Below are 25,875 nucleotides of genomic sequence, written 5' to 3'. Positions count from 1 at the left end.
CGGCGGCGGGGGGACCCGATCGGGTCCCCCGGCCGCCGACCGGCCGACCGCATGCTTGCATACATAGTCCGACGGCTCTTCTCAGTCGTCGCGATGCTGCTCGTCGTCACCCTGGTGACGCTCAGCATCTTCTTCCTCATCCCCAAGATGACCGGCAGCGACCCTGCCGCGATGTTCGTCGGCAAGCAGGCGGATCCGGCTTCCATCGAGGCCGTCCGGCAGAAGCTGGGTCTGGACGAGCCGATCCTGGTGCAGTTCTGGCACTTCGTCTCCGGCATCTTCGTCGGCCGCGACTACACGGGCGGTGGCGACACCATCCACTGTGCCGCGCCGTGCTTCGGCTACTCGTTCCGCACCGAGCAGGACGTCTGGTCGATGCTGGTCGACGCCTTCCCGGTGACCCTGTCCATGGTCATCGGCGCGGCCGTCCTCTGGCTGGTCCTCGGCGTGTCCACGGGTGTCGTCTCCGCGCTCAAGCGGGGCACGATCATCGACCGCGCGGCCATGATCACCGCGCTCGCCGGCGTCTCGCTGCCCATCTTCTTCACCGCCATGCTGGCGATGCTGGTCTTCCGTACGCAGCTCGGCTGGGTCAACGCCTCGTACGTGCCGATCACCGAGTCCTTCGGTGGCTGGTTCGGCGGCCTGCTGCTGCCCTGGGTGACCCTCGCCTTCCTGTACGCGGCGATGTACGCGCGGCTCACCCGCGCCACCATGCTGGAGGTCCTCGGCGAGGACTACATCCGCACCGCACGGGCCAAGGGCCTCCCGGAGCCCGTCGTGCTCGGCAAGCACGCCATGCGCTCCACCATGACCCCCATCCTGACCATCTTCGGCATGGACCTCGGCGCCCTCGTCGGCGGCGCGATCCTGACCGAGACCGCGTTCAGCCTCCACGGCCTCGGCGGCCTCGCCATCAAGGGCGTGAGCGAGCGTGACCTGCCGCTGATCCTGGCCGTCACCCTCATCACCGCCGCCTGCGTCGTCATCGCGAACCTCGTGGTGGACCTTCTGTACGCGGTGATCGACCCCCGAGTGAGGCTCGCATGACGGACAAGCTGACGAAGACCGGCGCGGCGGTGGGAGAACCCGTCGCCACCGGGAAGTCGGCGGGGACGTCCGCCCCCTCCGACGCCTTCCTCGACGTGCGCGACCTGAAGATCCACTTCCCGACCGACGACGGTCTGGTCAAGTCGGTCGACGGTCTCAGCTTCCAGCTGGAGAAGGGCAAGACCCTCGGCATCGTGGGCGAGTCCGGCTCCGGCAAGTCGGTCACCTCGCTCGGCATCATGGGCCTGCACACGGTCGGCCAGTACGGCCGGCAGAAGGCGAGGATCTCCGGCGAGATCTGGCTGAACGGCCGCGAGCTGCTCTCGGCCGACCCGGACGAGGTCCGCCGGATGCGCGGCCGCGAGATGGCGATGATCTTCCAGGACCCGCTGTCCGCGATGCACCCGTACTACACGGTCGGCCACCAGATCGTGGAGGCGTACCGCGTCCACAACGACGTCGACAAGAAGACCGCCCGCAAGCGGGCCGTCGAACTCCTCGACCGGGTCGGCATCCCCGAGCCCGCCAAGCGGTTCGACAACTACCCGCACGAGTTCTCCGGCGGCATGCGCCAGCGCGCGATGATCGCCATGTCGCTCGTCAACAACCCCGCGCTGCTCATCGCCGACGAGCCGACCACCGCGCTCGACGTCACCGTCCAGGCCCAGATCCTCGACCTGATGCGGGACCTCCAGAAGGAGTTCGGCTCCGCGGTCGTCATCATCACCCACGACCTCGGCGTCGTCGCCGAGCTCGCCGACGACATCCTCGTCATGTACGGCGGACGCTGCGTGGAACGCGGACCGGCCGAGTCCGTCTTCTACGAGCCGCAGCACCCCTACACCTGGGGCCTGCTCGGCTCGATGCCGAGGATCGACCGCGAGCAGACCGAGCGGCTCATCCCGGTCAAGGGCAACCCGCCCAGCCTCATCAACATCCCGAGCGGCTGCGCCTTCAACCCCCGCTGCCCGTACGCGGACGTCCCCAAGGGCGGCATCACGCGCACCCAGCGGCCGGAGCTCGCGCCGGCCGGGGACCGCCACTTCTCGGCGTGCCACATGTCGCAGGAGGAGCGGACCCGCATCTGGACCGAAGAGATTGCGCCGAAACTGTGAGCGACAACATGGAACCTCTGCTCAAGGTCACCGGCCTGAAGAAGCACTTCCCCATCAAGAAGGGGCTGCTCCAGCGCCAGACCGGCGCCGTCAAGGCGGTCGACGGGATCGACTTCGAGGTCCTGCCCGGTGAGACCCTCGGTGTCGTCGGCGAGTCCGGCTGCGGCAAGTCCACGATGGGCCGGCTCATCACCCGTCTCCTCGAACCGACCGACGGCACGGTCGAGTTCCAGGGCAAGGACATCTCGCACCTCGGGGTGTCGGGCATGCGTCCGTTCCGCCGCGACATCCAGATGATCTTCCAGGACCCGTACGGCTCGCTGAACCCGCGCCACACGGTCGGCACGATCGTCTCGGCGCCCTTCAAGCTCCAGGGCGTCGAGCCCGAGGGCGGCGTCAAGAAGGAGGTCCAGCGGCTCCTCGGCCTGGTGGGCCTCAACCCCGAGCACTACAACCGCTACCCGCACGAGTTCTCGGGCGGTCAGCGCCAGCGCATCGGCATCGCCCGCGCGCTGGCCCTGAAGCCGAAGCTGGTCGTCGCGGACGAGCCCGTCTCCGCCCTGGACGTCTCCATCCAGGCGCAGGTGGTCAACCTCCTGGACGACCTCCAGCAGGAGCTCGGCCTGACGTACGTGATCATCGCGCACGACCTGTCGGTCATCCGGCACGTCTCGGACCGCATCGCGGTCATGTACCTGGGCAAGATCGTCGAACTCGCGGACCGCAAGTCGCTCTACGAGAACCCGATGCACCCGTACACCCGGGCCCTGATGTCCGCGGTCCCGATCCCGGACCCGCGCCGCCGGGGCGCCAAGAGCGACCGCATCCTCCTGACCGGTGACGTCCCGTCCCCGATCGCCCCGCCGCCGGGCTGCCGCTTCCACACCCGCTGTTGGAAGGCCACGGACCTCTGCAAGACCCAGGAGCCCCCGCTCCTGGAACTCCGCCCGGGCCAGCGGGTGGCCTGCCACCACCCGGAGAACGCGGAGTCCCTGGCGGTGCCGGGGGCGAGGGAATCGGTGGAGCTCGCGAAGACGGAGGTTACGGGGGAGTCGGAGGCGCCGGCTCCGGCGGAGGCTCCGGCTCTGGCGGAGGCCGAGGCGAAGGCGGAGGCGGAGGTCGAGACCCCGGCTGGGGCGGAGACCGAGGCCGCCCCGGCTCCGGCGGAGACCGAGGCTCCGGCGCCGGCTCCGGCGGAGACGTCGGCCGGGGACGGCGACGCGCCGAAGAGGTAGGCGCCGCGACACCCGGAGGCCCCCGCCGCCACACGGCGACGGGGGCCTCCGACGCGCCGCGGGTTCCACCGCGGGTCCCGCGAGGACGGCGCCTCACCCCCGACGGGTGCGTACCGCGGGCCGCGCACCGCGTGCGGCGGGTGTACGGCCGCGCGGGGGCGCCGCCCAGCGAGCGCGTGCCGCACAGGCGATGCCCCCCGCCCCGCTTCCACCCCCACCCGCCACAATGACCCCGTGCTCCACGATCTGTTCAGCCCCGATGTCCAGCACGCCCTGGACCTCGTCGGCATCTTCGTCTTCGCCATCTCCGGCGCCCTCCTCGCCGTCCGGAAGAACTTCGACGTCTTCGGCATCGCCGTCCTCGCCGAGGTGACCGCCCTCGGCGGCGGTCTCTTCCGTGATCTGATCATCGGCGCGGTACCCCCCGCCGCCTTCACCGATCTCGGCTACTTCCTCATGCCCCTGATCGCGACGGTCCTCGTCTTCTTCCTCCACCCGCAGGTCGAGCGCACCCAGCGCGCGGTGAACGTCTTCGACGCCGCCGGCCTGGGCCTCTTCTGTGTGACCGGGACGACGAAGGCGTACGACTACGGCCTCGGCCTCACCTCCTCCGCCGTGCTCGGTCTCGCGACGGCCGTCGGTGGCGGTGTCCTGCGCGACGTGCTCGCCAACGAGGTGCCGTCGCTGCTGCGCTGGGACCGGGACCTGTACGCCGTCCCGGCGATCGTCGGGTCCGCGATGGTCGTGCTCTGCATCCGATTCGACATGCTCAACGCGTTCACCAGCGGAGCGGCCGTCGTCACCGCCTTCGTGCTCCGTCTGCTCGCGATGCGCTATCACTGGCGCGCGCCCCGTGCCTGGAACCGGCGCTCCTCGGCTCGTGAGGAGCCCGAAAAAGCTACCGCTCAGTAGGTAGCTGCGGTACCGTCGGACGCATGAGCACGAGTACCGAGACGAGCCCCCTCGCGTCGCCGCCCGCGACGAGCGAGTTCGACCGCGACACCGCCCTCTCCCTCCGCGAGCCCGGCGTCTACGACGCCGAACTCTCCGCCGGCTGGACGATCATCCACGCGGTCAACGGCGGCTACCTCCTCGCTCTGCTCGGCCGCGCCCTCGGCGACCACCTGCCGCACCCCGACCCCTTCACGATCTCGGCGCACTACCTCACGCCGTCCGTTCCGGGCCCCGCGGTGATCAGGACGGAGACGGTCCGTACGGGCAGGACGCTGTCCACGGGCCAGGCGTCCCTGTTCCAGTTCGCCGAGGACGGCACCGAGGTCGAGCGCATCCGCGTCCTCGCCTCGTACGGCGACCTCGACGCCCTCCCCGACGACGTCCGCACCACCGCCACGCCCCCGGCGATGGCGCCGATCGAGAACTGCTTCAGCGCCGCCGACAACCCGGCCCCGAGGATCCCCGGTTCCTCGGCCATCGCCGACCGGCTGGACCTCCGCCTCGACCCGGCCTGCGTGGGCTGGGCGCTGGGCGCCCCTTCGGGCAAGGGCGAGATGCGGGCCTGGTTCGGGCTCGCCGACGGCCGCGAGCCCGACGCCCTCTCCCTCCTCCTCGCGGTCGACGCCCTGCCGCCGACCTCCTTCGAGCTGGGCCTGAAGGGCTGGACACCGACCGTGGAGCTCACCACCCACGTCCGCTGCCGCCCGGCCCCCGGCCCGCTGCGGATCTCGATCACGACCCGCAACCTCGCCGGCGGCTTCCTGGAGGAGGACGCGGAGGTCTGGGACAGCGCAGGCCGTCTGGTGGCCCAGTCCCGCCAACTGGCCCGCGCACCGCGCGACTGAAACCGGCGGCGGGGCTCGTAGGCGAGCCGCCCGGCTCCGTCGGTCCCGGCCGCCCGGCCGCTACCGCCGGTCGGGCCGGGCCGTCGGCTTCGCAGGGCGCGCCGGGCAGGCGCTTCCGCCGGTCGGGCCGGGCAGCCGCTTCCGCCAGTGGGGCCGGGCCGTCGCTTTCGCCTGCCGGGCCGGGCCGTCGGCTTCGCAGGGCGCGCCGGGCGGCGTAAACCGGCCACCCGCCGGGGCCGCCGTCGTGGGCTCGTAGAATCGATCCACCATGGCATACCTCGACCACGCCGCGACCACGCCCATGCTGCCCGAGGCGATCGAGGCGATGACCGCCCAGCTCGCCGTCACGGGCAACGCCTCCTCTCTGCACGCCCCCGGACGGCGGGCCCGGCGGACCGTCGAGGAGGGGCGCGAGACGCTCGCCGCCGCGCTCGGCGCGCGGCCGAGCGAGGTCGTCTTCACCTCCGGTGGCACCGAGGCCGACAACCTCGCCGTGAAGGGCCTCTACTGGGCCCGGCGCGATGCCGACCCCCGCCGTACCCGCGTCCTGGCCAGCCCGGTGGAGCACCACGCCGTGCTCGACGCCGTCGACTGGCTCGCCACTCACGAGGGCGCGGACGTCGAGTACCTGCCGGTGGACCGGTACGGCCGGGTGCACCCCGAGGCGCTGCGGGAGGCGATCGTCCGGGACCCCGGTTCCGTGGCCCTCGCCACCGTCATGTGGGCCAACAACGAGATCGGCACGGTCATGCCGGTCCGCGAACTCGCGGCCGCCGCCGCCGAGTTCGGCGTACCGCTGCACGCCGACGCCGTCCAGGCGATCGGTCAGGTCCCGGTCGACTTCGCCGCGTCCGGGCTCGCCGCCATGACCGTCTCCGGCCACAAGATCGGCGGACCCTACGGCATCGGCGCCCTGCTCCTGGGCCGCGAGCACACCCCCGTAGCCGTGCTGCACGGCGGAGGCCAGGAGCGGCACGTCCGCTCCGGCACCCTCGACGTGCCGGCCGTCGCGGCCTTCGCCGTCGCGGCGCGGCTCGCCACCGAGCGGCGCGAGGAGTTCGCCCGCGAGGTCGGCGCCCTGCGCGACGAGCTCGTGAGCGCCGTCCGTACGGTCGTCCCGGACGCGATCCTCGGCGGCGACCCTGTGGAACGGCTCCCGGCCAACGCCCACTTCACCTTCCCCGGCTGCGAGGGCGACTCCCTGCTCCTGCTGCTCGACGCGGCGGGGATCGCCTGCTCCACCGGATCCGCCTGCACCGCGGGCATCGCCCAGCCGAGCCACGTCCTGCTCGCCACCGGTACCGACCCGGACCTGGCCCGGGGGACCCTGCGCTTCTCCCTGGGGCACACCTCGACGAAGGAGGACGTCGCGGCGGTGGCGGACGCGATCGGCCCGGCCGTGGAACGGGCGAGGACGGCCGGTCTCACGTGAGTGCCCCGGACGCGGCACTCACGTGAGCTTCCCGGACGCCTCCCGCACCAGCTTCAGATAGCGGTCCCAGTCCCAGTGCGGGCCGGGGTCGGTGTGGTCGGTGCCCTCGACCTCGACGTGCCCGATGATGTGCTCCCGGTCCACGGGCATCCCGTACCGGGCGCATATGTCGGCAGCCAGCCGCGCCGACCCCGCGTACATCGCCGCCGTGAAGTCCTGAGGCCGGTCGACGAAGCCCTCGTGCTCGATGCCGATGCTCCGCTCGTTCATGTCGCGGTTCCCGGCGTGGAAACCCACGTCGAGCTCCCGGATCATCTGGGCCACGTGCCCGTCCTTGCGGACGACGTAGTGCGCGGCGGCCCCGTGCCCCGGGTTCTTGAAGACCTTCAGAGCGGTCGCGTAGCTGCCCTGGACGACATGGATCACGATCCGGTCGATCCGGTAGTCGTCCGGCCGGTCGGCCCGCCGCCAGTTCGCCCGCGACGCCGAGGTCCACTCGGCGGCGCGGTGGTCGAGCTCGCCCTCGACCCGCTTCCGCTCCATTCCCGGCAGCCGCCACCAGGCGCGCGCCAGCTCGTCCCTGGCCAGCGCGGCCGTGCCCAGCACGGCCGCGCCGCCACCGAGCAGCACCGCGCGCCGCCCCACCCGCCTGTCCGAACCCTTCGCCCTGCTCCCCATGCCACCGAGAACGCTTACTACCGCGACTCTGGTTCCCGGCGCCCCGTACCCTGGTAGGGCTATGACTCAGACTCCGCCCCCGCGCCCCCTTCGCGTCCTCGCCGCCATGTCGGGCGGAGTGGACTCCGCCGTCGCCGCCGCCCGTGCCGCCGAAGCCGGCCACGACGTCACCGGCGTGCACCTCGCCCTCTCCGCGAACCCGCAGTCCTTCCGTACGGGCGCGCGTGGCTGCTGCACGATCGAGGACTCCCGTGACGCGCGCCGGGCGGCCGACGTCATCGGCATCCCGTTCTACGTGTGGGACCTCGCCGAGCGGTTCCGCGAGGACGTCGTGGACGATTTCGTCGCCGAGTACGAGGCCGGCCGCACCCCCAACCCGTGCCTCCGCTGCAACGAGAAGATCAAGTTCGCGGCGCTGCTCGACAAGGCGCTCGCCCTCGGCTTCGACGCGGTCTGCACCGGGCACTACGCGACGGTCGTCCTGAACGAGGACGGCACCCGCGAGCTGCACCGCGCCTCCGACATGGCGAAGGACCAGTCGTACGTCCTCGGGGTGCTCGACGAGAAGCAGCTCGCGCACGCCATGTTCCCGCTGGGCGACACCCTCACCACCAAGGACGAGATCCGGGCGGAGGCGGAGCGGCGCGGGCTCGCGGTCGCGAAGAAGCCCGACAGCCACGACATCTGCTTCATCGCCGACGGCGACACGCAGGGCTTCCTCGCCTCCCGCCTGGGCAGGGCGGAGGGCGACATCGTCGACGAGGCCGGTACGAAGGTCGGCACCCACGAGGGCGCGTACGGCTTCACCATCGGCCAGCGCAAGGGCCTGCGGATCGGCCACCCGGCCGCGGACGGCAAGCCGCGCTACGTCCTCGACATCTCGCCCGTGAACAACACGGTCACCGTCGGCCCCGTCGAGGCCCTCGACGTGACCGGGCTGACGGCGATCAAGCCCCGCTGGTGCGGCACCGCCCCGGAGGGCGAGGGCCGCTACACCGCCCAGCTCCGCGCCCACGGCGGCGAGACCGAGGTGACAGCCTCCCTGGCGGACGGCGAACTCACGGTCGCCTTCGCCGAGCCGGTCCGCGGGGTGGCCCCGGGCCAGGCGATCGTGCTGTACGACGGCACGCGCGTGGTGGGCTCGGCCACGATCGCGACGACGACCCGCCGTACGACGGCGGAGGAGCCGGCGACGGCGTAGTCCGCACGCGCCGGCCCCCACGCTCTGCAGGCGCCCTGAGCCGCCCCAGGGCATGGGCGGCGCCGCCGCCCCCTCAGACCGCCCCCACGGTCTCCCGGTCCTCCGCCAGGAACTGCTCCAGGACCGGAGCGATCACATGCGGGGCCACCTCGTGCGTCTGGCCCGTCAGGGTGCGGTGCCGGGCCAGGGGGAGGGCCGCGGTCAGGGCGCGGGCCGCCTGCCGGGTTCCCGCGGGGCTCGCGCCACCATCGACCACCAGTACGCGCGCGTGGACCCGGGCGAGTTCCCGCTCCGGCACCGTCCCGTCGCCGAGGACGGCGAGGTCGTACGCGAGGGTGTGCGCCAGTTCGGCCACTCCGGGCCGCAGCTCCGCCGGTACCCCCGAGTCCGCGAGGAACAGCGTGAGCGCCGCGCCCCGCCGCCCCTGGCCGAGCAGCGTGGCCACCCGCCGCCGGCGCTGGGCGGCCTCCGCCGAGTACGGCGGCTCGTACACCGAGACCTGACCCGCCGGAAGCCCGGCGGCCACCGCGGCGAGCGCCAGCGCGCCCCCGGTTCCCATCCCGTGCAGGGCGGCCCCGGCGCCGGCCTCCGCGACCACCGCCGCCAGGTCCTCGATCTCCCGCTCCACCGCGTACGGGGAGGTGTCGCCGCTGCCGCCGCGCCCCCTCCGGTCGTACGCCACCACCGAGAAGCGCCGGGCGAGAAGCAGACCGAGCGGCCGCTCGGCCGCGGCCGTCCCCAGTGCGCCGCTCACCAGGACGAGCGGCGGCCCGTCCCCGTACCGCTCGTACGCGATCGGCGTCCCGTCCCGTGACCTGACCCGTCCCCGGAGCCTGCCCGGCGCGGTGTTCACCTCATCCATGGCAGGACAGACCCGGGCCGTCACCGGAACTCATCGCCGCACGGCGGGATTTCCCGAAGAATCTTGGAAGCCGCTGGTCACGGCCTACGGTGAGGCCATGAACATCTGTGTCTTCCTCTCCGCGGCCGACCTCGACGAGCGCTACACGGCCCCCGCCCGCGACTTCGCCCGCCTCCTCGGCAAGGCGGGCCACACCCTGGTGTGGGGCGGCTCCGACACCGGCCTGATGAAGGTGGTCGCGGACGGTGTGCAGGAGGCCGGCGGCCGGCTCGTCGGCGTCTCGGTCGACTTCCTCGCGCACAAGGCACGCCGGAATGCCGACGAGATGGTCGTCACCGGGGACCTGGCGGCGCGCAAGGCGCTCCTCCTCGCCAAGTCCGACGCGATCGTGATCATGGTCGGCGGCACCGGAACCCTCGACGAGGCCACCGAGATCCTGGAGCTGAAGAAGCACGGCAAGCACACCAAGCCGGTGGTCCTCCTCAACACGGCGGGCTTCTACGACGGTCTGAAGACCCAGTTCCGCCGCATGAACGAGGAGGGCTTCCTCCCGCTCCCCCTCACCGACCTCGTCTTCTTCGCCGACGACGCCCCGACGGCCCTCGCTCACCTGGAGGAGAACATCGCCTCCCGCTGATGGGAGCATGGCTCCCATGGCTACTCATGTGATCACCGGAGCCGGTTCCGGCATCGGCGCGGCTGTCGCGCGTCGCCTCCACGCGCGCGGGGACGAGCTCGTGCTGCACGCGCGCGACGCGGGGCGTGCCAAGGAGCTCGCCGCGCAGTTCCCGGGTGCCCGGACGCTCGTCGGGGACCTCGCCGACCCGGACCGGCTCTCCTGGGCGTTCTCGCACCAGAGCATGCCCGAGCGGGTCGACAGCCTGCTGCACATCGCCGGGGTCGTCGACCTCGGTCCGATCGGCGACCTCACCCCGAAGACCTGGCACCACCAGCTCAACGTCAACTTGGTCGCCCCGGCCGAGCTGACCCGGCACATGCTGCCGCAGCTCCGGGTCTCCCAGGGCCACGTCGTCTTCGTGAACTCGGGCGCCGGGCTCAACGCGCACGCCGAGTGGGGGGCGTACGCCGCCTCCAAGCACGGCCTGAAGGCCCTCGCCGACGCCCTGCGCCACGAGGAGCACGCCCACGGGGTGCGGGTGACCTCGGTCTACCCGGGCCGTACCGCGAGCCCCATGCAGGCGAAGGTCCACGCCCAGGAGGGCAAGGAGTACGACGCCTCCCGGTGGATCGATCCGGAGTCGGTCGCGACGGCGATCCTCACCGCGATCGACCTGCCGCGCGACGCCGAGATCAACGACCTCACCGTCAGGCCGGGACGCTGACCATGAACGACACGGACGGCACGAAGCTCTGGGGCCCCGCGACCGGCGTCGGTTCCCTGCCCGGCGGAGACGCCCGTGAGGCCGCGAGGGCCGCCACCGGGTCCTTCGAGGACTTCCCGTTCCTGGCCGAGCTCCCCGCCCGCGGCCCCGGGGCCGACATGACCGGCCGGACGATCGGGATGCTCGTCGACCTGTACGCGCACGTGGAGCCGAGCGGCTGGCGGATCAGCGACCGGCCCGGCCGGGACACCAAGCGGGCCCGTTCCTGGATGGGCGAGGACTTGGACGCCCTGGAGGAGTTCACCCAGGGGTACGAGGGCCCGCTCAAGGTGCAGGCCGTGGGCCCGTGGACGCTCGCCGCGGCCCTGGAGCTGCGCGGCGGCGAGGCGGCGCTCGGGGACGCGGGCGCCTGCCGCGACCTGGTGGGCTCCCTCGCCGAGGGGCTCCACGGGCACCTCGCGGAGGTCCGCAAGCGGATCCCGGGGGCCCGGGTCGTCCTCCAGCTCGACGAGCCCTCGCTCACCGCGGTCCTGCGTGGCCATGTCCGCACCGCCAGCGGCTACCGCACCTACCGGGCCGTCGACCGGCAGGTCGTGGAGAGCGCCCTGAGGGAGGTGATCGCCGTCCACGACGGGCCGGTGGTCGTCCACTCCTGCGCCCCGGACGTGCCGTTCGCGCTGCTGCGGAGGGCAGGGGTCGGCGGCCTCTCGTTCGACTTCGGGCTGCTCACCGAACGTGACGAGGAGATGATCGGCGAGGCCGTGGAGGGCGGTACGAAGCTGTTCGCCGGTGTGGTGCCGTCCGCCGACGGCCCGTTGTCGGACCCGGGCGGTAGCGTCATGGGTGTCAGGACGCTGTGGCGCAGGCTGGGGCTGAATCCGGGGACTCTCGCGGAGTCCGTGGTCATCACTCCGACGTGCGGGCTCGCGGGCGCTTCGCCCGCCTACGCCCGTGCGGCGCTCGCCCACTGCGCCCGGGCGGCGAGATCGCTCGCGGACAACCCAGAGTGACCGGGTTTCTAGGCACGGGAGGACGGACGAAGGTGGCAGTCGAACAGGGGGCCCTGCCCGCCGAGGCACGGGAGAAGCACGCCGACCTCGCCGAACAGGTCGAGGAGCACCGCTTCCGGTACTACGTGAAGGACCAGCCGGTCATCAGCGACGGCGAGTTCGACAGGCTCCTGCGCGCCCTGGAGGCGCTGGAGGAGGAGTACCCGGAGCTGCGGACGCCCGATTCCCCGACCCAGAAGGTCGCGGGACAGTACGAGACCGACTTCACCTCCGTCGAGCACCGCGAGCGGATGCTCTCCCTCGACAACGCCTTCGACGACGAGGAGCTGGCCACCTGGGCCGAGCGGGTCGCGCGGGACGTCGGCACCCCCGACTTCCACTTCCTGTGCGAGCTGAAGGTCGACGGCCTCGCGGTCACCCTGACGTACGAGCACGGGCGGCTGACCCGGGCGGCGACCCGGGGCGACGGCCGTACGGGCGAGGACATCACGCCCAACGTCCGGACGATCACCGACATCCCGGAGCGGCTGCGCGGCGACCGGATCCCGGACCTGGTGGAGATCCGCGGCGAGGTCTACTTCCCGATGGAGGCCTTCGAGGGGCTCAACGCCCGCCTGGTCGAGGCGGGCGACAAGCCCTTCGCCAACCCGCGGAACGCGGCGGCGGGTTCGCTCCGTCAGAAGGACCCCAAGGTCACCGCCTCCCGCCCGCTCCACATGGTGGTCCACGGCATCGGCGCCCGCGAGGGCTTCGACATCTCCCGGCTCTCCGAGACGTACGACCTGCTGCGTGAGTGGGGCCTGCCCACCGCCCGGCACAACAAGGTGGTGGGCTCGCTCGGCGAGGTGCGGGAGTTCATCGCGTACTTCGGGGAGAACCGCCACTCCGTGGAGCACGAGATCGACGGCGTCGTCGTCAAGCTCGACGAGATCCCGCTCCAGGGCCGGCTCGGCTCCACCGCGCGCGCCCCCCGCTGGGCCATCGCCTGGAAGTACGCGCCGGAGGAGGTCAACACCAAGCTGCTCGACATCAAGGTCGGCGTCGGCAGGACCGGGCGCGTCACCCCGTACGCCCAGGTGGAGCCGGTCACGGTCGCGGGCTCCGAGGTCGAGTTCGCCACCCTCCACAACCAGGAGGTGGTGAAGGCCAAGGGCGTCCTCATCGGCGACACGGTCGTGCTGCGCAAGGCCGGTGACGTCATCCCGGAGATCCTCGGGCCGGTCGCCGACCTGCGGGACGGCAGCGAGCGGGAGTTCGTCATGCCGGCGGAGTGCCCCGAGTGCGGGACTCCGCTGAAGCCGATGAAGGAGGGTGACATCGACCTCCGCTGCCCGAACGCCCGGACGTGCCCGGCTCAGCTGCGTGAGCGCCTCTTCTTCCTCGCCGGGCGCCAGTGCCTGGACATCGAGAACTTCGGCGCGGTCGCGGCGGCCGCCCTGACCCGCCCCCTGGAGCCGTCGGAGCCCCCGCTGGTCGACGAGGGCGATCTCTTCGACCTGACCATCGAGCAGCTCCTGCCGATCAAGGCGTACGTCCTCGACCCGGACAGCGGACTGCCCAGGCGGGACCCGAAGACCGGTGAGGAGAAGATCGTCACGGTCTTCGCCAACCAGAAGGGCGAGCCGAAGAAGAACGCCCTGGCGATGCTGGAGAACATCGCGGCGGCGAAGACCCGCCCGCTCGCCCGCTTCATCAACGGTCTCTCGATCCGGCACGTGGGGCCGGTCGCGGCCGAGGCGCTGGCCCGCGAGTTCCGTTCCCTGGAGCGGATCGAGCAGGCGAGCGAGGAGGAGCTCGCCGCCGTCGACGGGGTCGGCGGGATCATCGCGGCCGCGGTGAAGCAGTGGTTCTCCGAGGAGTGGCACCGGGAGATCGTGCGCAAGTGGCGTGCGGCCGGGGTGAGTCTGGAGGACGAGGGCGCCGGGGAGGACGAGGGGCCGCGTCCGCTGGAAGGTCTCACGGTCGTGGTGACCGGCACCCTGGAGAAGTTCACCAGGGATGGCGCAAAAGAGTCCCTGCAGAGGCTTGGAGCGAAGGTGGCCGGTTCCGTTTCGAAGAAGACCTCCTTTGTGGTGGTCGGTGAAAACCCTGGTTCGAAGTACGACAAGGCGATGCAGCTGAAGGTTCCGGTTCTGAACGAGGAGGGCTTCGCGGTCCTGCTCGAACAGGGGCCCGACGCCGCCAGAGAGGCCGCGGTCCCGGTCGTGGAGTAGCGCCCCGGACTCCCGCAAGGGCCCCGCGGAGCTCACCCGTTCGGCGCATACCAGATCGTTACGGGTGGCCAGGTCGCATTCGGGCAAGAGAGGGAGAGCGCTGCCCGTCGAAGCCCTCGGCGGCCTAGTGTGGTGACCGTGCGTCTCGTCCTGCACGGCCGCGCGAGGGCTCTGCCGGTCGTGGCGTCAGGACGACGGCCCCGTCGAACACGAGACACGACCGCCCGACGGCGGCCGTGCGGACGACGGACGGCCGCGTGACCGCGGCCGTCGCACACCGAGGGCACCGCCGCCTGTGAGAGGGACGGGAATGGAACCGACCGAGAGCGCCGCCCCGGTCCCACGGCCGCACGGCCGTGTGGTCCCCCTGGGCTTCACCTCCCGGCTGCCCGCAGCCGTGGTGGGCATCGCCGCCGTCGTGCTGGCCGCCGGGCTCCAGCGAGCCGTGAGCACCGGCCACGGGCTCTTCCCCGGAGGCGTCGTCGGCTGGTCCCTCGCCGTCCTCACCGGCCTCATCGTCGGCCACCTGGTCGCCCTCGGCCGCGACCGCTGGTGGGGCGGTACCGGCTCCGGTGCCGCCCTCACCCTCGCCGTCCTCCTCCTGTACGGCTGGGTGCCCGCCGGACTCGTCTCGCTGACCGTCGTCGCCCTCGTCGGCGCCGCCCGCCGGCACCGCTGGCGGCAGGGCCTGCTGCACGGTGCCGCCGACGTCATCGGAGTCGCCGCCGCCGCCCTCGTCCTCGCCCTCTTCGGAGACGTACCCAGCGTCGAACGGCCCTGGCGGCCCCTCGACTGGACGATCGGGGACCTCCCGGAAGTCGTGCTCGCCGCGGCCGCCTACCTCGTGGTGACCCGCATCCTCCTGTGGTACACGCTCGCCCCCCAGGGCGGCGGACTGCCCACGGTCGCCCGCACCGCCCTCCTGCGGCAGGGCCTCGTCGCCGTCGCCCTGCTCGGCATCACCCCGCTGATCTGCGTCGTCGCCGTCAGCAGGCCGGTCTTGCTGCCCCTCTTCGCCGTCCCCCTCATCGCCCTCGACTCCACCCTCTGGATCGCCCGCGCCCGCGCCGAGGAACAGCTGCGCGACCCGCTGACCGGGCTCCCCAACCGCCAGTGGCTCCTGGAGCGCGCCTGGACCGCCCTGGAGGAGGCCGAGGGCGAGGGAGCCCGAGCCGCCCTCGTCCTGATCGACCTCGACCGCTTCCGATCGGTCAACGACACGCTGGGGCACCTCGCGGGCGACCGGCTGCTCCTCCAGATCGCCGGCAGGCTCCGCCTCGCGCTTCCCCGCGGCGCCGAGGCCGCCCGGCTCGGCGGCGACGAGTTCGCCGTCCTGCTGCCCACCGCCGACTCCACCACCAGCGCCCAGCGCGTCGCCCGCCACCTCGTCGCCGAGCTGTCCTCGCCGCTCGACCTCGACGGACTCACCCTCGTCCTGGAGGCCAGCGCCGGCGTCGCCGTCTTCCCCGACCACGCGCTCGACGCGGAGGGCCTGCTGCGCCGCGCCGACGTGGCGATGTACCAGGCGAAGCGGGACCGCACCGGCGTCGAGGTCTACGAGTCCAAGCGCGACTCCAACACGCCCGACCGGCTCGGCCTCCTCGGCGACCTGCGCCGCGCCCTCGACGCCGCCGAGGTCGAACTCCACTACCAGCCCAAGGTCCGCTTCGACGGCCAGGTCGCCGGCCTCGAAGCGCTCGTCCGCTGGGTCCACCCCGAGCGAGGCAAGGTCCCGCCGGACGAGTTCATCGCCATCGCCGAGTCCTCCGGCCTCATGCCCCACCTCACCGAGTACGTCCTGGAGACCGCCCTCGCCCAGGTCGCCCGCTGGCGCGCCCAGGGCCTCAACGTCCCGGTCGCCGTCAACGTCTCGCCGCGCGACGTGCACACCCCCGGCTTCGCGGGCGCCGTCGCCGCCCGGCTGGCCCGCCACGGTGTCCCGGCCGGAGCGCTCCAGCTGGAGATAACGGAACACGTGCTCCTCGAGGACCCCCAGCGGGCCGCCGACACGCTGAACGGCCTCACCGGCCACGGCGTGAAGATGTCCCTCGACGACTTCGGCACCGGGTACTCCTCCCTCGTCCATCTGCGCCGGCTCCCCGTCAGCGAGCTGAAGATCGACCGCTCCTTCGTCGCCCGGCTCGCCGTCGACACCGAGGACGCCGAGATCGTCCGCTGCACCGTCGACCTCGCCCACTCCCTCGGCCTCCTCGTCGTCGCCGAGGGCGTGGAGGACGACGAGACCTGGGAACGCCTCCGCGACCTGGGCTGCGACGCCGTCCAGGGCTGGCTGGTCGCCGCGGCGATGCCGCCGGGCGAGGCGACCGCCTGGCTCCTGGCCCGCGGCGAGCACGGCTGGCGCCGCCCCGCGGACATCGCCGCCCAGGCCGAGCTCGACCACCCCTCGGGCCAGGTCGTACAGTGACGTTTTTCCCCTTGCGGGGGGCTGCCCCGGGCGAGGAACCCGACCACTTCGCCCGGCAACTCCGGTCCCCGTTCCGACCGGGATGAATGGGCGTGTTCGTGACGGTGGCCCGCGCCCCATAGGATTGCGGTACATCCCACAAGACTCACCCCTGAGGATCGCTGCATGCCTGGCATCACGCGCGAGGAGGTCGCCCACCTCGCCCGGCTGACGCGTCTGGAGCTGTCCGGTGAAGAGCAAGACCACTTCGCCGAACAGCTCGACGTGATCATCGGCGCGGTCGCCCGCGTCTCCGAGGTCGCCGACCAAGACGTACCGCCGACCTCCCACCCGCTGCCGCTGACCAATGTCATGCGCGCGGACGAGGTCCGTCCGTCGCTCACCCCCGAGCAGGCGCTCTCCGGCGCCCCGGCCCAGGAGCAGCAGCGTTTCAAGGTGCCGCAGATCCTGGGGGAGGACTAACAGTCATGACGGACAACATCATCAAGCTCACCGCGGCCGAGATCGCGCGGAAGATCGCCGCCGGCGAGCTGACCGCCGTCGAGGTCACCGAGGCGCACCTCGCCCGCATCGAGGCCGTCGACGAGAAGGTCCACGCCTTCCTGCACGTCGACCGTGAGGGCGCGCTCGCCCAGGCCCGCGCCGTCGACGAGAAGCGCGCCCGCGGCGAGAAGCTCGGCCCGCTCGCCGGTGTGCCGCTCGCGCTCAAGGACATCTTCACCACCGTCGGCATGCCGACGACCGTGGGCTCGAAGATCCTGGAGGGCTGGATCCCGCCGTACGACGCGACCCTGGTCAAGAACCTGAAGGCCGCCGACGTCGTCATCCTCGGCAAGACCAACATGGACGAGTTCGCCATGGGCTCCTCCACGGAGAACAGCGCGTACGGTCCGACCGGCAACCCCTGGGACCTGACCCGTATCCCCGGCGGCTCCGGCGGTGGTTCCTCCGCCGCCCTCGCCGCGTACGAGGCCCCGCTCGCCATCGGCACGGACACCGGCGGCTCCATCCGCCAGCCCGCCGCCGTCACCGGCACCGTCGGCGTCAAGCCCACCTACGGCGGGGTCTCCCGCTACGGCATGGTGGCCTTCTCGTCCTCCCTCGACCAGGGCGGCCCCTGCGCCCGTACGGTCCTGGACGCGGCCCTCCTCCACGAGGCCATCGCCGGGCACGACCCGCTCGACTCGACCTCCATCGACGCCCCGGTCCCGCCGGTCGTCGAGGCGGCCCTGAGCGGCTCCGTCGGCGGCATGCGCGTCGGTGTCGTCAAGCAGTTCCGCGGCGAGGGCTACCAGGCCGGTGTCGTGCAGCGCTTCGACGAGTCCGTCGAGCTCCTGAAGTCGCTGGGCGCCGAGATCGTCGAGCTGGACTGCCCGACCTTCGACCTCGCCCTCTCGGCGTACTACCTGATCGCGCCGTCCGAGTGCTCCTCGAACCTGGCCCGCTTCGACGCCATGCGGTACGGCCTGCGTGTCGGCGACGACGGCACCCGGTCCGCCGAGGACGTCACCGCCCTCACCCGTGAGGCCGGCTTCGGCGACGAGGTCAAGCGCCGCATCATCCTCGGTACGTACGCGCTGAGCTCCGGCTACTACGACGCGTACTACGGCTCGGCCCAGAAGGTCCGGACGCTCATCACCCGCGAGTTCGAGAAGGCCTTCGAGGAGGTGGACGTGATCGTCTCCCCGACGACCCCCACCACCGCCTTCCCGATCGGCGAGCGCGCCGACGACCCGATGGCCATGTACCTCGCGGACCTCTGCACCATCCCGACCAACCTCGCCGGCAACGCCGCGATGTCGCTGCCCTGCGGCCTCGCCCCCGAGGACGGCCTCCCCGTCGGGCTGCAGATCATCGCCCCCGCCATGAAGGACGACCGGCTCTACAAGGTCGGAGCCGCCGTCGAGGCCGCCTTCGTGGAAAAGTGGGGGCACCCGCTGCTTGAGGAGGCTCCGTCGCTGTGAGTGCCATGGCAAAGAAGGCCAAGAACTTCAAGAAGTCGAAGACCGGCGTCTACGTGTCGCTGGCCACCACCGCGTTCGGCGCCGTGAGCGTCGCCAAGCAGGCCAAGCTGGCCCGCAACGACGGCGACATGCTGCGGCTGGTCGACGCCGCGGTCTCCGCCGCCGCCATCGTTACCGGCCTGGCGATCCTCTACCGGGAGCTGAAGCGCCTGGGCGACGACGACGTCCTGCTGGGCTGAGAGGGAAAGTCTCACCGTGACTGTCACTGAACTGCTGTCGTACGAAGCGGCGCTCGCCGAGTACGACCCCGTCATGGGCCTGGAGGTCCATGTCGAGCTCGGCACCCGGACGAAGATGTTCTGCGGCTGCTCGACCGAGCTGGGCGCGGACGCCAACTCGCAGACCTGCCCCACCTGCCTCGGCCTGCCCGGCTCGCTGCCGGTCGTCAACGAGATCGGCGTCGAGTCGGCCATCAAGATCGGCCTCGCGCTGCACTGCGAGATCGCCGAGTGGTGCCGTTTCGCCCGGAAGAACTACTTCTATCCGGACATGCCGAAGAACTTCCAGACCTCCCAGTACGACGAGCCGATCGCCTTCAACGGCTACCTGGACGTCCAGCTGGAGGACGGCGAGGTCTTCCGCGTGGAGATCGAGCGCGCCCACATGGAGGAGGACACCGGCAAGTCCACCCACATCGGTGGCGCGACCGGCCGCATCCACGGCGCCTCGCACTCGCTGCTCGACTACAACCGGGCCGGCATCCCGCTCATCGAGATCGTCACCAAGCCGATCGAGGGCGCGGGCGAGCGGGCCCCCGAGGTCGCCAAGGCGTACGTCGCCGAGCTGCGCGAGCTGATCCGCGCCCTCGGCGTCTCCGACGCGCGCATGGACAAGGGCCAGATGCGCTGCGACGTGAACCTGTCGCTGCGCCGCCACGGCGCCAAGACCTTCGGCACCCGCTCGGAGACGAAGAACGTCAACTCGCTCCGCTCCGTGGAGCGCGCGGCGCGCTTCGAGATCCAGCGCCACGCGGCCGTGCTCACCTCCGGTGGCACGATCGTGCAGGAGACCCGTCACTTCCACGAGGACGACGGCTCCACCACCTCCGGCCGCATCAAGGACAACGCCGAGGACTACCGGTACTTCCCGGAGCCCGACCTGGTGCCGGTGGCCCCTTCCCGCGAGTGGGTCGAGGAGCTCCGCAAGGGCCTTCCCGAGCTGCCGCGGGTGCGCCGCAACCGGCTGCGCGAGGAGTGGGGCGTGTCCGAGCTGGACATGCAGTCCATCCTCAACGCGGGCGCGGTCGAGGCGATCGTCGCCACGATCGAGGCGGGCGCGGACGCGGCCTCGGCCCGCAAGTGGTGGATGGGCGAGCTCGCCCGCAACGCCAACGAGCAGGGCGTCTCCCTGGAGGAGCTGGCCATCACCCCGGCCGACGTGGCCCGGGTCTCGGCCCTGGTCGCCACCGGTGACCTCAACGACAAGCTGGCCCGTCAGGTCATCGAGGGCGTTCTCGCCGGCGAGGGCACCCCGGACGCGGTCGTCGAGAAGCGCGGTCTGAAGGTCGTCTCCGACGACGGCGCGCTCGGCGCGGCGGTCGAGGAGGCCATCGCGGGCAACGCGGCCATCGCCGACAAGATCCGCGGCGGCAAGGTCGCGGCGGTCGGCGCGCTGGTCGGCGCGGTCATGAAGGCCACCCGCGGCCAGGCGGACGCGGCGAAGGTCAAGGACCTGATCCTGGAGAAGCTGGGCGTCAGCGAGGGCTGAGCCCTATCTCGTACGGCCGCGAGGGCGGCGTCCCGGGTGCATGTGTCACCGGGGCGCCGCCTTCGTCGTTTCCCGGTTCCGGCGCGCTCCGTCCGGGCATCATGGGGCCATGGAGGGGAGAGCGACTCACACCTGTGCCGACTGCGCGCACCAGCGGGGCGTCCATGTGCCGTCCCTGGGGCGCTGTCTGGGGGAAATGCCGGGCGCGGGGTGTTCCTGCACCCTGTTCCGGCGCGCGGGCGAGACGGAGGCCTCGGGGCGGGCCGAGCCGTCGTCCCCGTCCCGGGAGTCGTGGTGGGCGAAGGAGGAGGACCACAGGTCCTCGTGCGGCGGCTGCGGCGGGGGCGGGGGAGGCGGCTGCGGGGGCTGCGGCGAGTAGTGCCCTCGGGACGGTCCTCAACGGCTTGCTCGGCGGACGCCTTGGCGGCCTGCTCGGCGGACGCCTTGGCGGATCCCTCGACGGCCTGCTCGGCGGCCTACTCGGCGGACCCCTCCGCGGCCTGCTCGCCGTACGCCTCCGCGGCCTGCTCGATGGCCTGAAGTCGCTTGGACTCCTGTCTCGTTCTCTTGGACGTTCACAGGGACGTCCCCGTCGGGTCTTCTCGTCGTCACCCCGTCTCACTACCGTCCTCGGCGTACCACCCAATGGCTCGAAGACGAACCATTGGCCGTCGACTGGAGGTCGGTCTTGTCCCCCGAGAAGTCATCCGAGATGTCCCGCAGAAGGCTCCTCGCGCTGGGCGGAGGCGCCCTCGGCGTCGCGGCCGCCGGCTCGCTGCTGCCGCCGTCGCTGCAGGCCGCGATGGCCGCGGAGCCCCCGGCCGGGGGGATGTCGGCGGTTCGGCACGTGGTGATCCTGATGCAGGAGAACCGTTCCTTCGACCACTACTTCGGCACCCTCCGCGGCGTCCGCGGCTTCGGCGACCGCAACGCCATCGAACTCCCCTCCGGCAAGCCGGTCTTCGAGCAGCCCGCCGCGCTCGGCCGGACCGTGCTGCCCTTCCCGATCCGCGGCGCCGCCGAGACCCAGAAGAAGGACCTCCAGTACATCGGGGACCTCGACCACTCCTGGAGCGGCGGCGGCAAGGCCTGGCGCGGCGGCTGGATGGACGGGTGGGTCTCGGCCAAGACCGCCGCCACCATGGCGTACTACGACCGGCAGGACCTCCCCCTGCACTACGAGCTCGCCGACACCTTCACCGTCTGCGACGCCTACCACTCGTCCATCCACACCTCGACGAGCCCCAACCGCAACCACCTCTGGTCCGGCTGGACCGGCTTCGAGGCCGACGGCAGCCGGGCCGTCACCAACGCCGCGTACGCCGAGGGCACCCACCCCGGCTACGGCTGGCCCACCTACGCCGAGCGCCTCGAGGCCGCCGGGCGGAGCTGGAAGACGTACACCGAGTGGGAGAACTTCACCGACAACAACATCGAGTTCTTCACCAGCTTCAAGAAGATCGCCCGCAAGGCCCTCGCCAGGACCGGCGGGCACACCTTCATGGAGTCCTTCTACGCCGCCGTCCGCGACACCGACGACGCCACCGGGCGCACCCGTCTGCTCGGACTCCTCGAAGAGGGCGTCGCCGAGCTCACCGAGGCCGAGCGCTCCCTCTTCGAGCGCGGACTGCGCCGGGTCGAGAGCGGCACCCTCGCCGACGCCTTCCGCGCCGACGTCGCCGCCGGCACCCTCCCCGAGGTCTCGTACCTCGTGCCCTCCGCGATCGACTCCGAGCACCCCGGCTCCTCCTCGCCGATCGCCTCCGCCACGCTCGTCTACAAGGTGCTCGACGCCCTCGGCGCGCACCCGGACGTCTGGCGCCACACCGTCGTCCTGATCAACTACGACGAGAACGACGGCTTCTTCGACCACGTGCCGCCGCCCGTTCCGCCCGCCGGTGACACGGACGAACGCTGGAAGGGCCAGCCCACCGGCCTCGGCATCCGCGTCCCGCTGCTCGTCGTCTCCCCCTGGTCGGTCGGCGGCTACGTCTGCTCCGAGACCTTCGACCACACCTCGGTGATCCGCTTCCTGGAGAGGCTCACGGGCATCGAGGAGCCCAACATCACCCCCTGGCGCCGGGCCGTCACCGGAGACCTCACCTCCGCCTTCGACTTCAAGCGGGGCCGCCGGCAGCCCGACGTCGAGCAGCCCGGACCGATCCCGCCGTTCAGCGGCCGCTGGCGGCCCCAGCCCCCGGCCGTGCAGCGGATGCCGGTGCAGGAGCCCGGCGTCCGCCGCGCCCGCCCCCTGCCGTACCAGCCGGACGCCGCCGCGACCACCGGCGCCGGCGCGGTGACCGTCGCGCTCAGCAACCGGGGGAAGGCGAGCGCGCACTTCGCGCTCTATCCGTACGCCGGTGAGTTCGCCGTCCCGCAGCACCAGGACGTCAGGGGTACGGGGGAGTGGACCGTCCCCGTTCCGGGTGATCGTTACCGCTTCACGATCACCGGCCCCAACGGCTTCCGCCGGGAGTTCGAGGGCCCCGCGTCGGGCGGCGCCGAGGTCGCCTCGCGGATCGACCACCACGACCGTGACCTGCACCTCACCGTACGGAACACCGGACCGGCACCGCTCGCCTTCACGGTGAGGCCGCTCGGGTACGTGGACGAGGACGACCTCGCCGACTGGACCCGTACGGTCACGGTGAAGCCGGGGAAGACCCGTACCGTCGTGCACTCGGCCTCCGACGCGCACGGCTGGTACGACGTCGAGGTGACCACGGCCGACGGCTTCCGCCGCCGGCTCATGGGCCACATCGAGAACGGCCGCGCCAGCGTCTCCGGCTGAGCACCACGGTGAGCGGTTGTGCCCGGGGGTTCGGGGTCTCGGTCCCGAACCCCCGGCACGTCTGTGAGTATCGACACGAAACGGGCAAACGATCACGTTTGGCTGCCACAGTGGGCCCACGTAGGTGATGCGTTCTTCTCGGGCTGCTCCCGTGCAAGATCCACGAACCACCCAGGGAGCACGTCCTTTGGCAGCCATCGCACGGTGGTGCATCAAGCACCGCCTCGTCGCCGTTCTCCTCTGGCTCCTCGCCCTCGGCGGGGTCGGCACCGCGGCGGCCGTCGCCGGCGGCGCCTACTCCAACGACTACGAGGTCCCCGGCACCGAGTCCGGCCGGGCCACCGCCCTCCTCGACCGGGGCTTCCACGGCCTCGGCGGCGACAGCGACACCATCGTCTGGCACACCGACCGGGGCAGCGTCCGCGCCGACGCCGTCGAACGGCGCATGACCGCGATGCTCGACGAGGTCGCCGAACTGCCCGGCATCGCGGCCGTGACCTCGCCCTACGGCGACACCCGGGGCCAGGTCAGCGAGGACGGCCACACCGCCTACGCCACCGTCACCTTCCACGAGCAGGCCGACGACATCCCCGAGGGGCAGGCCCGCGCCCTCGTCGACACGGCGAAGGCCGCAGCCGCCGACGGTCTCGCGGTCGAGCTCGGCGGCAGCGCCGTCGCCCTCACCGAGGCACCCGGCGGGCACATCGCCGAAGTCGTCGGCGTCGCCGTCGCCGGCGTCGTCCTCTTCCTCGCCTTCGGCTCCCTGGCCGCCTCCACGCTCCCCCTCGCGACCGCGCTCGTCAGCGTCGGCATCGCTTACTCCGGGATCGTCCTCCTCGGCCATGTGATGACCGTCGCCGACTTCGCCCCCATGCTCGGCATGCTCGTCGGCCTCGGCGTCGGTATCGACTACGCCCTCTTCATCGTCACCCGGCACCGCAGAGGCCTGAAACGCGGGCTGTCCGTCGCGGAGGCCGCCGAGACCGCCGTCGCCACCACCGGGCGCGCCGTCGTCTTCGCCGGAGCCACCGTCTGTATCGCGCTGCTCGGCATGCTCATCCTGCGGCTCGGCTTCCTCAACGGCGTGGCCATCGCCGCCTCCCTCACCGTCGTCCTCACGGTCGCCGCCTCCGTCACCTTCCTTCCGGCGCTGCTCTCCTTCATCGGCATGCGCGCCCTCTCCCGGCGCGAACGCCGCGCGCTCGCCGAGCACGGGCCGAAGCCCGAGCTGCCCACCGGCTTCGCCGCCCGCTGGTCCGTCTTCGTCGAGCGGCACCCCAAGCTCCTCGGGCTTGTCGCCGCCGTCGTCATGGGCGTCCTCGCCCTGCCCACGCTCTCGCTCCACCTCGGCACCTCCGACCAGGGCAACGGTCCGGCCACCGCGACCACGCGGAAGGCGTACGACCTGATCGCCGAGGGCTTCGGGCCCGGTGTCAACGGCCCGCTCACCCTCGTCGCGGGGCTCGACGGCGCCGACGACCGGGTCGCCCTCGACCAGCTGCCGGCCGCGCTCGCCGCCACCCGCGGAGTCGCCTCCGTCTCCCCGGTGACCTACAACAGCTCCGGCGACACCGCCGTCCTCACCGTCGTGCCCGAGTCCTCGCCCCAGTCCAGGGCCACCAGCGAGCTCGTCGACCGGCTCCGCACGGACGTCCTCCCCCGGACCGAGACGGGCACCTCCCTCGACGTCCACGTCGGCGGGGTCACCGCCTCGTACGACGACTTCGCCGAGATCATCGTCGGCAAGCTGCCGCTCTTCGTCGGTGTCGTCATCGCCCTCGGCTGTCTGCTGCTCCTGCTCGCCTTCCGTTCGATCGGCATCCCGCTGAAGGCCGCCGTCATGAACGTCGCGGCCGTCGCCGCCGCCTTCGGCGTCGTCGTGGCGATCTTCCAGTGGGGCTGGGGGAGTGAGCTCCTCGGCCTCGGCAGCGCGGGCCCGATCGAACCCTTCCTGCCTGTGATCATGGTCTCCGTCCTCTTCGGGCTCTCCATGGACTACCAGGTCTTCCTGGTCAGCCGGATGTACGAGGAGTGGCTGGAGACCGGCGACAACCGGCGGGCGGTCCGGGTCGGTCTCGCCGAGACCAGCCGTGTGATCAACTCCGCCGCTGTCATCATGATCTCCGTCTTCCTCGCCTTCGTCCTCTCCGGCGACCGCGTCATCGCGATGTTCGGCATCGCGCTCGCGGCGGCCGTCGCCCTCGACGCCTTCGTGCTCCGCACCCTCCTCGTCCCGGCCCTCATGCACATGCTCGGCGGGGCGAACTGGTGGCTGCCCCGCCGGCTCGACCGCCTGCTGCCCCGCATCAGCATCGAACCGCCCGAGTGCCGTGAGGCCGCCGACGGGCGTGCGAAGATCCCCACGATGCGGGTGACGATCCCGGCCGTGGAGGAGAGGAACGAGGATGTTCGCGATATCGCTGGGTGACGACGGCGCCGAGCTGAGGCCCCTGGAACCCTGGCAGGCCGAGGAGTTCCTGGCCCACATGGACCGCGGGCGGGAGTTCGTCGGAGAGCACATCGCCCTGCCGGACTTCGTCGCCGATCTGGACTCCGCCCGCTCCTTCCTCCGCTCGTACGCCGAGAAGGCCGCGACCGACACCGGACGCATCTACGGCATCTGGACCGGGGGCACGCTCGTCGGCGGCGTCCTCTTCCGGACCATGGACGTACGGCACGGGACCGCCGAGGCGGGCTGCTGGCTCGAACCCTCCGCCGCCGGCAAGGGCCTGATCACCCGGGCCTGCCGGGTCATCATCGACTGGGCGATCGAGGAGCGGGGCATCCACCGCGTCGAATGGCACGCCTCCGTGAAGAACCGGCCGAGCATCGCCGTCGCCCGGCGTCTCGGCATGACGCAGGAGGGGGTCCTGCGGGAGAACTATCCGCACCGCGGCACCCGCACCGACACCGAGGTCTGGGCCGTACTCGCCCCCGAGTGGCGTGCCGCGAAGGCCGAGGCGTCTTAAGACGGCTCTCATGTGCGCCGC

Annotated in this window: 21 protein-coding genes; 19 read left to right on the top strand and 2 right to left on the bottom strand. The window is 72.0% G+C overall.

What is annotated here, in order from left to right; all coding sequences use genetic code 11:
- Positions 1-51 precede the first annotated feature (51 nt).
- The 6 genes from ACFVYX_RS15605 (at position 52) to ACFVYX_RS15580 (ending at position 6,631) form a co-directional block, all read left to right on the top strand.
- Positions 52-1,050, top strand: a complete 999-nt coding sequence (locus tag ACFVYX_RS15605) for an ABC transporter permease (RefSeq protein WP_389681894.1) — start codon at positions 52-54, stop codon at positions 1,048-1,050.
- On the top strand, positions 1,047-2,165 hold the full coding sequence (locus ACFVYX_RS15600) for an ABC transporter ATP-binding protein (RefSeq protein WP_389681893.1): 1,119 nt from the start codon (positions 1,047-1,049) through the stop codon (positions 2,163-2,165). Before ACFVYX_RS15605 ends, ACFVYX_RS15600 begins: the two co-directional genes overlap by 4 nt.
- Before the next feature lie 8 nt (positions 2,166-2,173).
- Positions 2,174-3,400: an ABC transporter ATP-binding protein gene (locus ACFVYX_RS15595; RefSeq protein ID WP_389681892.1), complete on the top strand. Its 1,227-nt coding sequence runs from the start codon at positions 2,174-2,176 to the stop codon at positions 3,398-3,400.
- Between the two features lie 234 nt (positions 3,401-3,634).
- Positions 3,635-4,312 carry a trimeric intracellular cation channel family protein gene (locus tag ACFVYX_RS15590; RefSeq protein WP_389681891.1) on the top strand — a complete coding sequence of 226 codons (678 nt, stop codon included), beginning with the start codon at positions 3,635-3,637 and terminating at the stop codon, positions 4,310-4,312.
- A 23-nt stretch (positions 4,313-4,335) separates the two neighbouring features.
- On the top strand, positions 4,336-5,199 hold the full coding sequence (locus tag ACFVYX_RS15585) for a thioesterase family protein (protein ID WP_389681890.1): 864 nt from the start codon (positions 4,336-4,338) through the stop codon (positions 5,197-5,199).
- A gap of 268 nt (positions 5,200-5,467) precedes the next feature.
- Positions 5,468-6,631 (top strand): cysteine desulfurase family protein, encoded by a 1,164-nt coding sequence (locus tag ACFVYX_RS15580; RefSeq protein WP_389681889.1) that lies wholly within the window; start codon positions 5,468-5,470, stop codon positions 6,629-6,631.
- 18 nt (positions 6,632-6,649) lie between these two features.
- Here ACFVYX_RS15580 and ACFVYX_RS15575 read toward each other — a convergent pair whose 3' ends face one another.
- A complete protein-coding gene (locus ACFVYX_RS15575) occupies positions 6,650-7,309 on the bottom strand; it encodes an N-acetylmuramoyl-L-alanine amidase (protein WP_389681887.1) in 660 nt (219 codons plus the stop codon).
- Between the two features lie 61 nt (positions 7,310-7,370).
- Here ACFVYX_RS15575 and mnmA point away from each other — a divergent pair, with 61 nt between their 5' ends.
- Positions 7,371-8,510 carry a tRNA 2-thiouridine(34) synthase MnmA gene (gene mnmA / locus ACFVYX_RS15570; RefSeq protein ID WP_389681886.1) on the top strand — a complete coding sequence of 380 codons (1,140 nt, stop codon included), beginning with the start codon at positions 7,371-7,373 and terminating at the stop codon, positions 8,508-8,510.
- Between the two features lie 73 nt (positions 8,511-8,583).
- On the opposite strand, the gene ACFVYX_RS15565 is transcribed toward mnmA, so the two are convergent.
- Positions 8,584-9,372, bottom strand: a complete 789-nt coding sequence (locus ACFVYX_RS15565) for an alpha/beta fold hydrolase (protein ID WP_389681885.1) — start codon at positions 9,370-9,372, stop codon at positions 8,584-8,586.
- Positions 9,373-9,469: 97 nt separating this feature from the next.
- Between ACFVYX_RS15565 and ACFVYX_RS15560 the strand changes: the two genes are divergently transcribed.
- The 12 genes from ACFVYX_RS15560 (at position 9,470) to ACFVYX_RS15505 (ending at position 25,854) form a co-directional block, all read left to right on the top strand.
- Positions 9,470-10,009 (top strand): TIGR00730 family Rossman fold protein, encoded by a 540-nt coding sequence (locus tag ACFVYX_RS15560; RefSeq protein ID WP_389681884.1) that lies wholly within the window; start codon positions 9,470-9,472, stop codon positions 10,007-10,009.
- 7 nt (positions 10,010-10,016) lie between these two features.
- Positions 10,017-10,715, top strand: coding sequence for an SDR family oxidoreductase (locus tag ACFVYX_RS15555; protein ID WP_389681883.1), 699 nt, complete (start codon positions 10,017-10,019; stop codon positions 10,713-10,715).
- A gap of 2 nt (positions 10,716-10,717) precedes the next feature.
- Entirely contained in the window at positions 10,718-11,725 is a 1,008-nt protein-coding gene (locus tag ACFVYX_RS15550) for a methionine synthase (protein ID WP_389681881.1), read from the top strand.
- A 32-nt stretch (positions 11,726-11,757) separates the two neighbouring features.
- Positions 11,758-13,938, top strand: a complete 2,181-nt coding sequence (gene ligA / locus ACFVYX_RS15545; RefSeq protein WP_389681880.1) for an NAD-dependent DNA ligase LigA — start codon at positions 11,758-11,760, stop codon at positions 13,936-13,938.
- 310 nt (positions 13,939-14,248) lie between these two features.
- The gene (locus ACFVYX_RS15540) at positions 14,249-16,363 is read left to right on the top strand and encodes a putative bifunctional diguanylate cyclase/phosphodiesterase (protein WP_389681879.1); all 2,115 of its coding nucleotides are present in this window, start codon (positions 14,249-14,251) and stop codon (positions 16,361-16,363) included.
- A gap of 165 nt (positions 16,364-16,528) precedes the next feature.
- Complete coding sequence (gatC, locus tag ACFVYX_RS15535; RefSeq protein ID WP_188269648.1) at positions 16,529-16,825, top strand: Asp-tRNA(Asn)/Glu-tRNA(Gln) amidotransferase subunit GatC; 297 nt, start codon at positions 16,529-16,531, stop codon at positions 16,823-16,825.
- Positions 16,826-16,830: 5 nt separating this feature from the next.
- Positions 16,831-18,327: an Asp-tRNA(Asn)/Glu-tRNA(Gln) amidotransferase subunit GatA gene (gene gatA, locus ACFVYX_RS15530; RefSeq protein WP_389681878.1), complete on the top strand. Its 1,497-nt coding sequence runs from the start codon at positions 16,831-16,833 to the stop codon at positions 18,325-18,327.
- Positions 18,328-18,332: 5 nt separating this feature from the next.
- On the top strand, positions 18,333-18,566 hold the full coding sequence (locus tag ACFVYX_RS15525; protein WP_352076400.1) for a hypothetical protein: 234 nt from the start codon (positions 18,333-18,335) through the stop codon (positions 18,564-18,566).
- Between the two features lie 16 nt (positions 18,567-18,582).
- Positions 18,583-20,094, top strand: a complete 1,512-nt coding sequence (gene gatB, locus ACFVYX_RS15520; RefSeq protein ID WP_389681877.1) for an Asp-tRNA(Asn)/Glu-tRNA(Gln) amidotransferase subunit GatB — start codon at positions 18,583-18,585, stop codon at positions 20,092-20,094.
- A gap of 712 nt (positions 20,095-20,806) precedes the next feature.
- Positions 20,807-22,885, top strand: a complete 2,079-nt coding sequence (locus tag ACFVYX_RS15515) for a phosphocholine-specific phospholipase C (RefSeq protein ID WP_389681876.1) — start codon at positions 20,807-20,809, stop codon at positions 22,883-22,885.
- Between the two features lie 187 nt (positions 22,886-23,072).
- Entirely contained in the window at positions 23,073-25,313 is a 2,241-nt protein-coding gene (locus ACFVYX_RS15510) for an MMPL family transporter (protein ID WP_389681875.1), read from the top strand.
- Positions 25,291-25,854: a GNAT family N-acetyltransferase gene (locus ACFVYX_RS15505; protein ID WP_389681874.1), complete on the top strand. Its 564-nt coding sequence runs from the start codon at positions 25,291-25,293 to the stop codon at positions 25,852-25,854. The genes ACFVYX_RS15510 and ACFVYX_RS15505 overlap by 23 nt, the downstream gene beginning before the upstream one ends.
- Positions 25,855-25,875 lie beyond the last annotated feature (21 nt).

Source organism: Streptomyces sp. NPDC058326, from assembly GCF_042879855.1.
GTDB lineage: Bacteria > Actinomycetota > Actinomycetes > Streptomycetales > Streptomycetaceae > Streptomyces.
The sequence above is the reverse complement of the archived record's forward strand: the minus strand, read 5'-3'. Positions and strand labels throughout refer to the sequence as shown.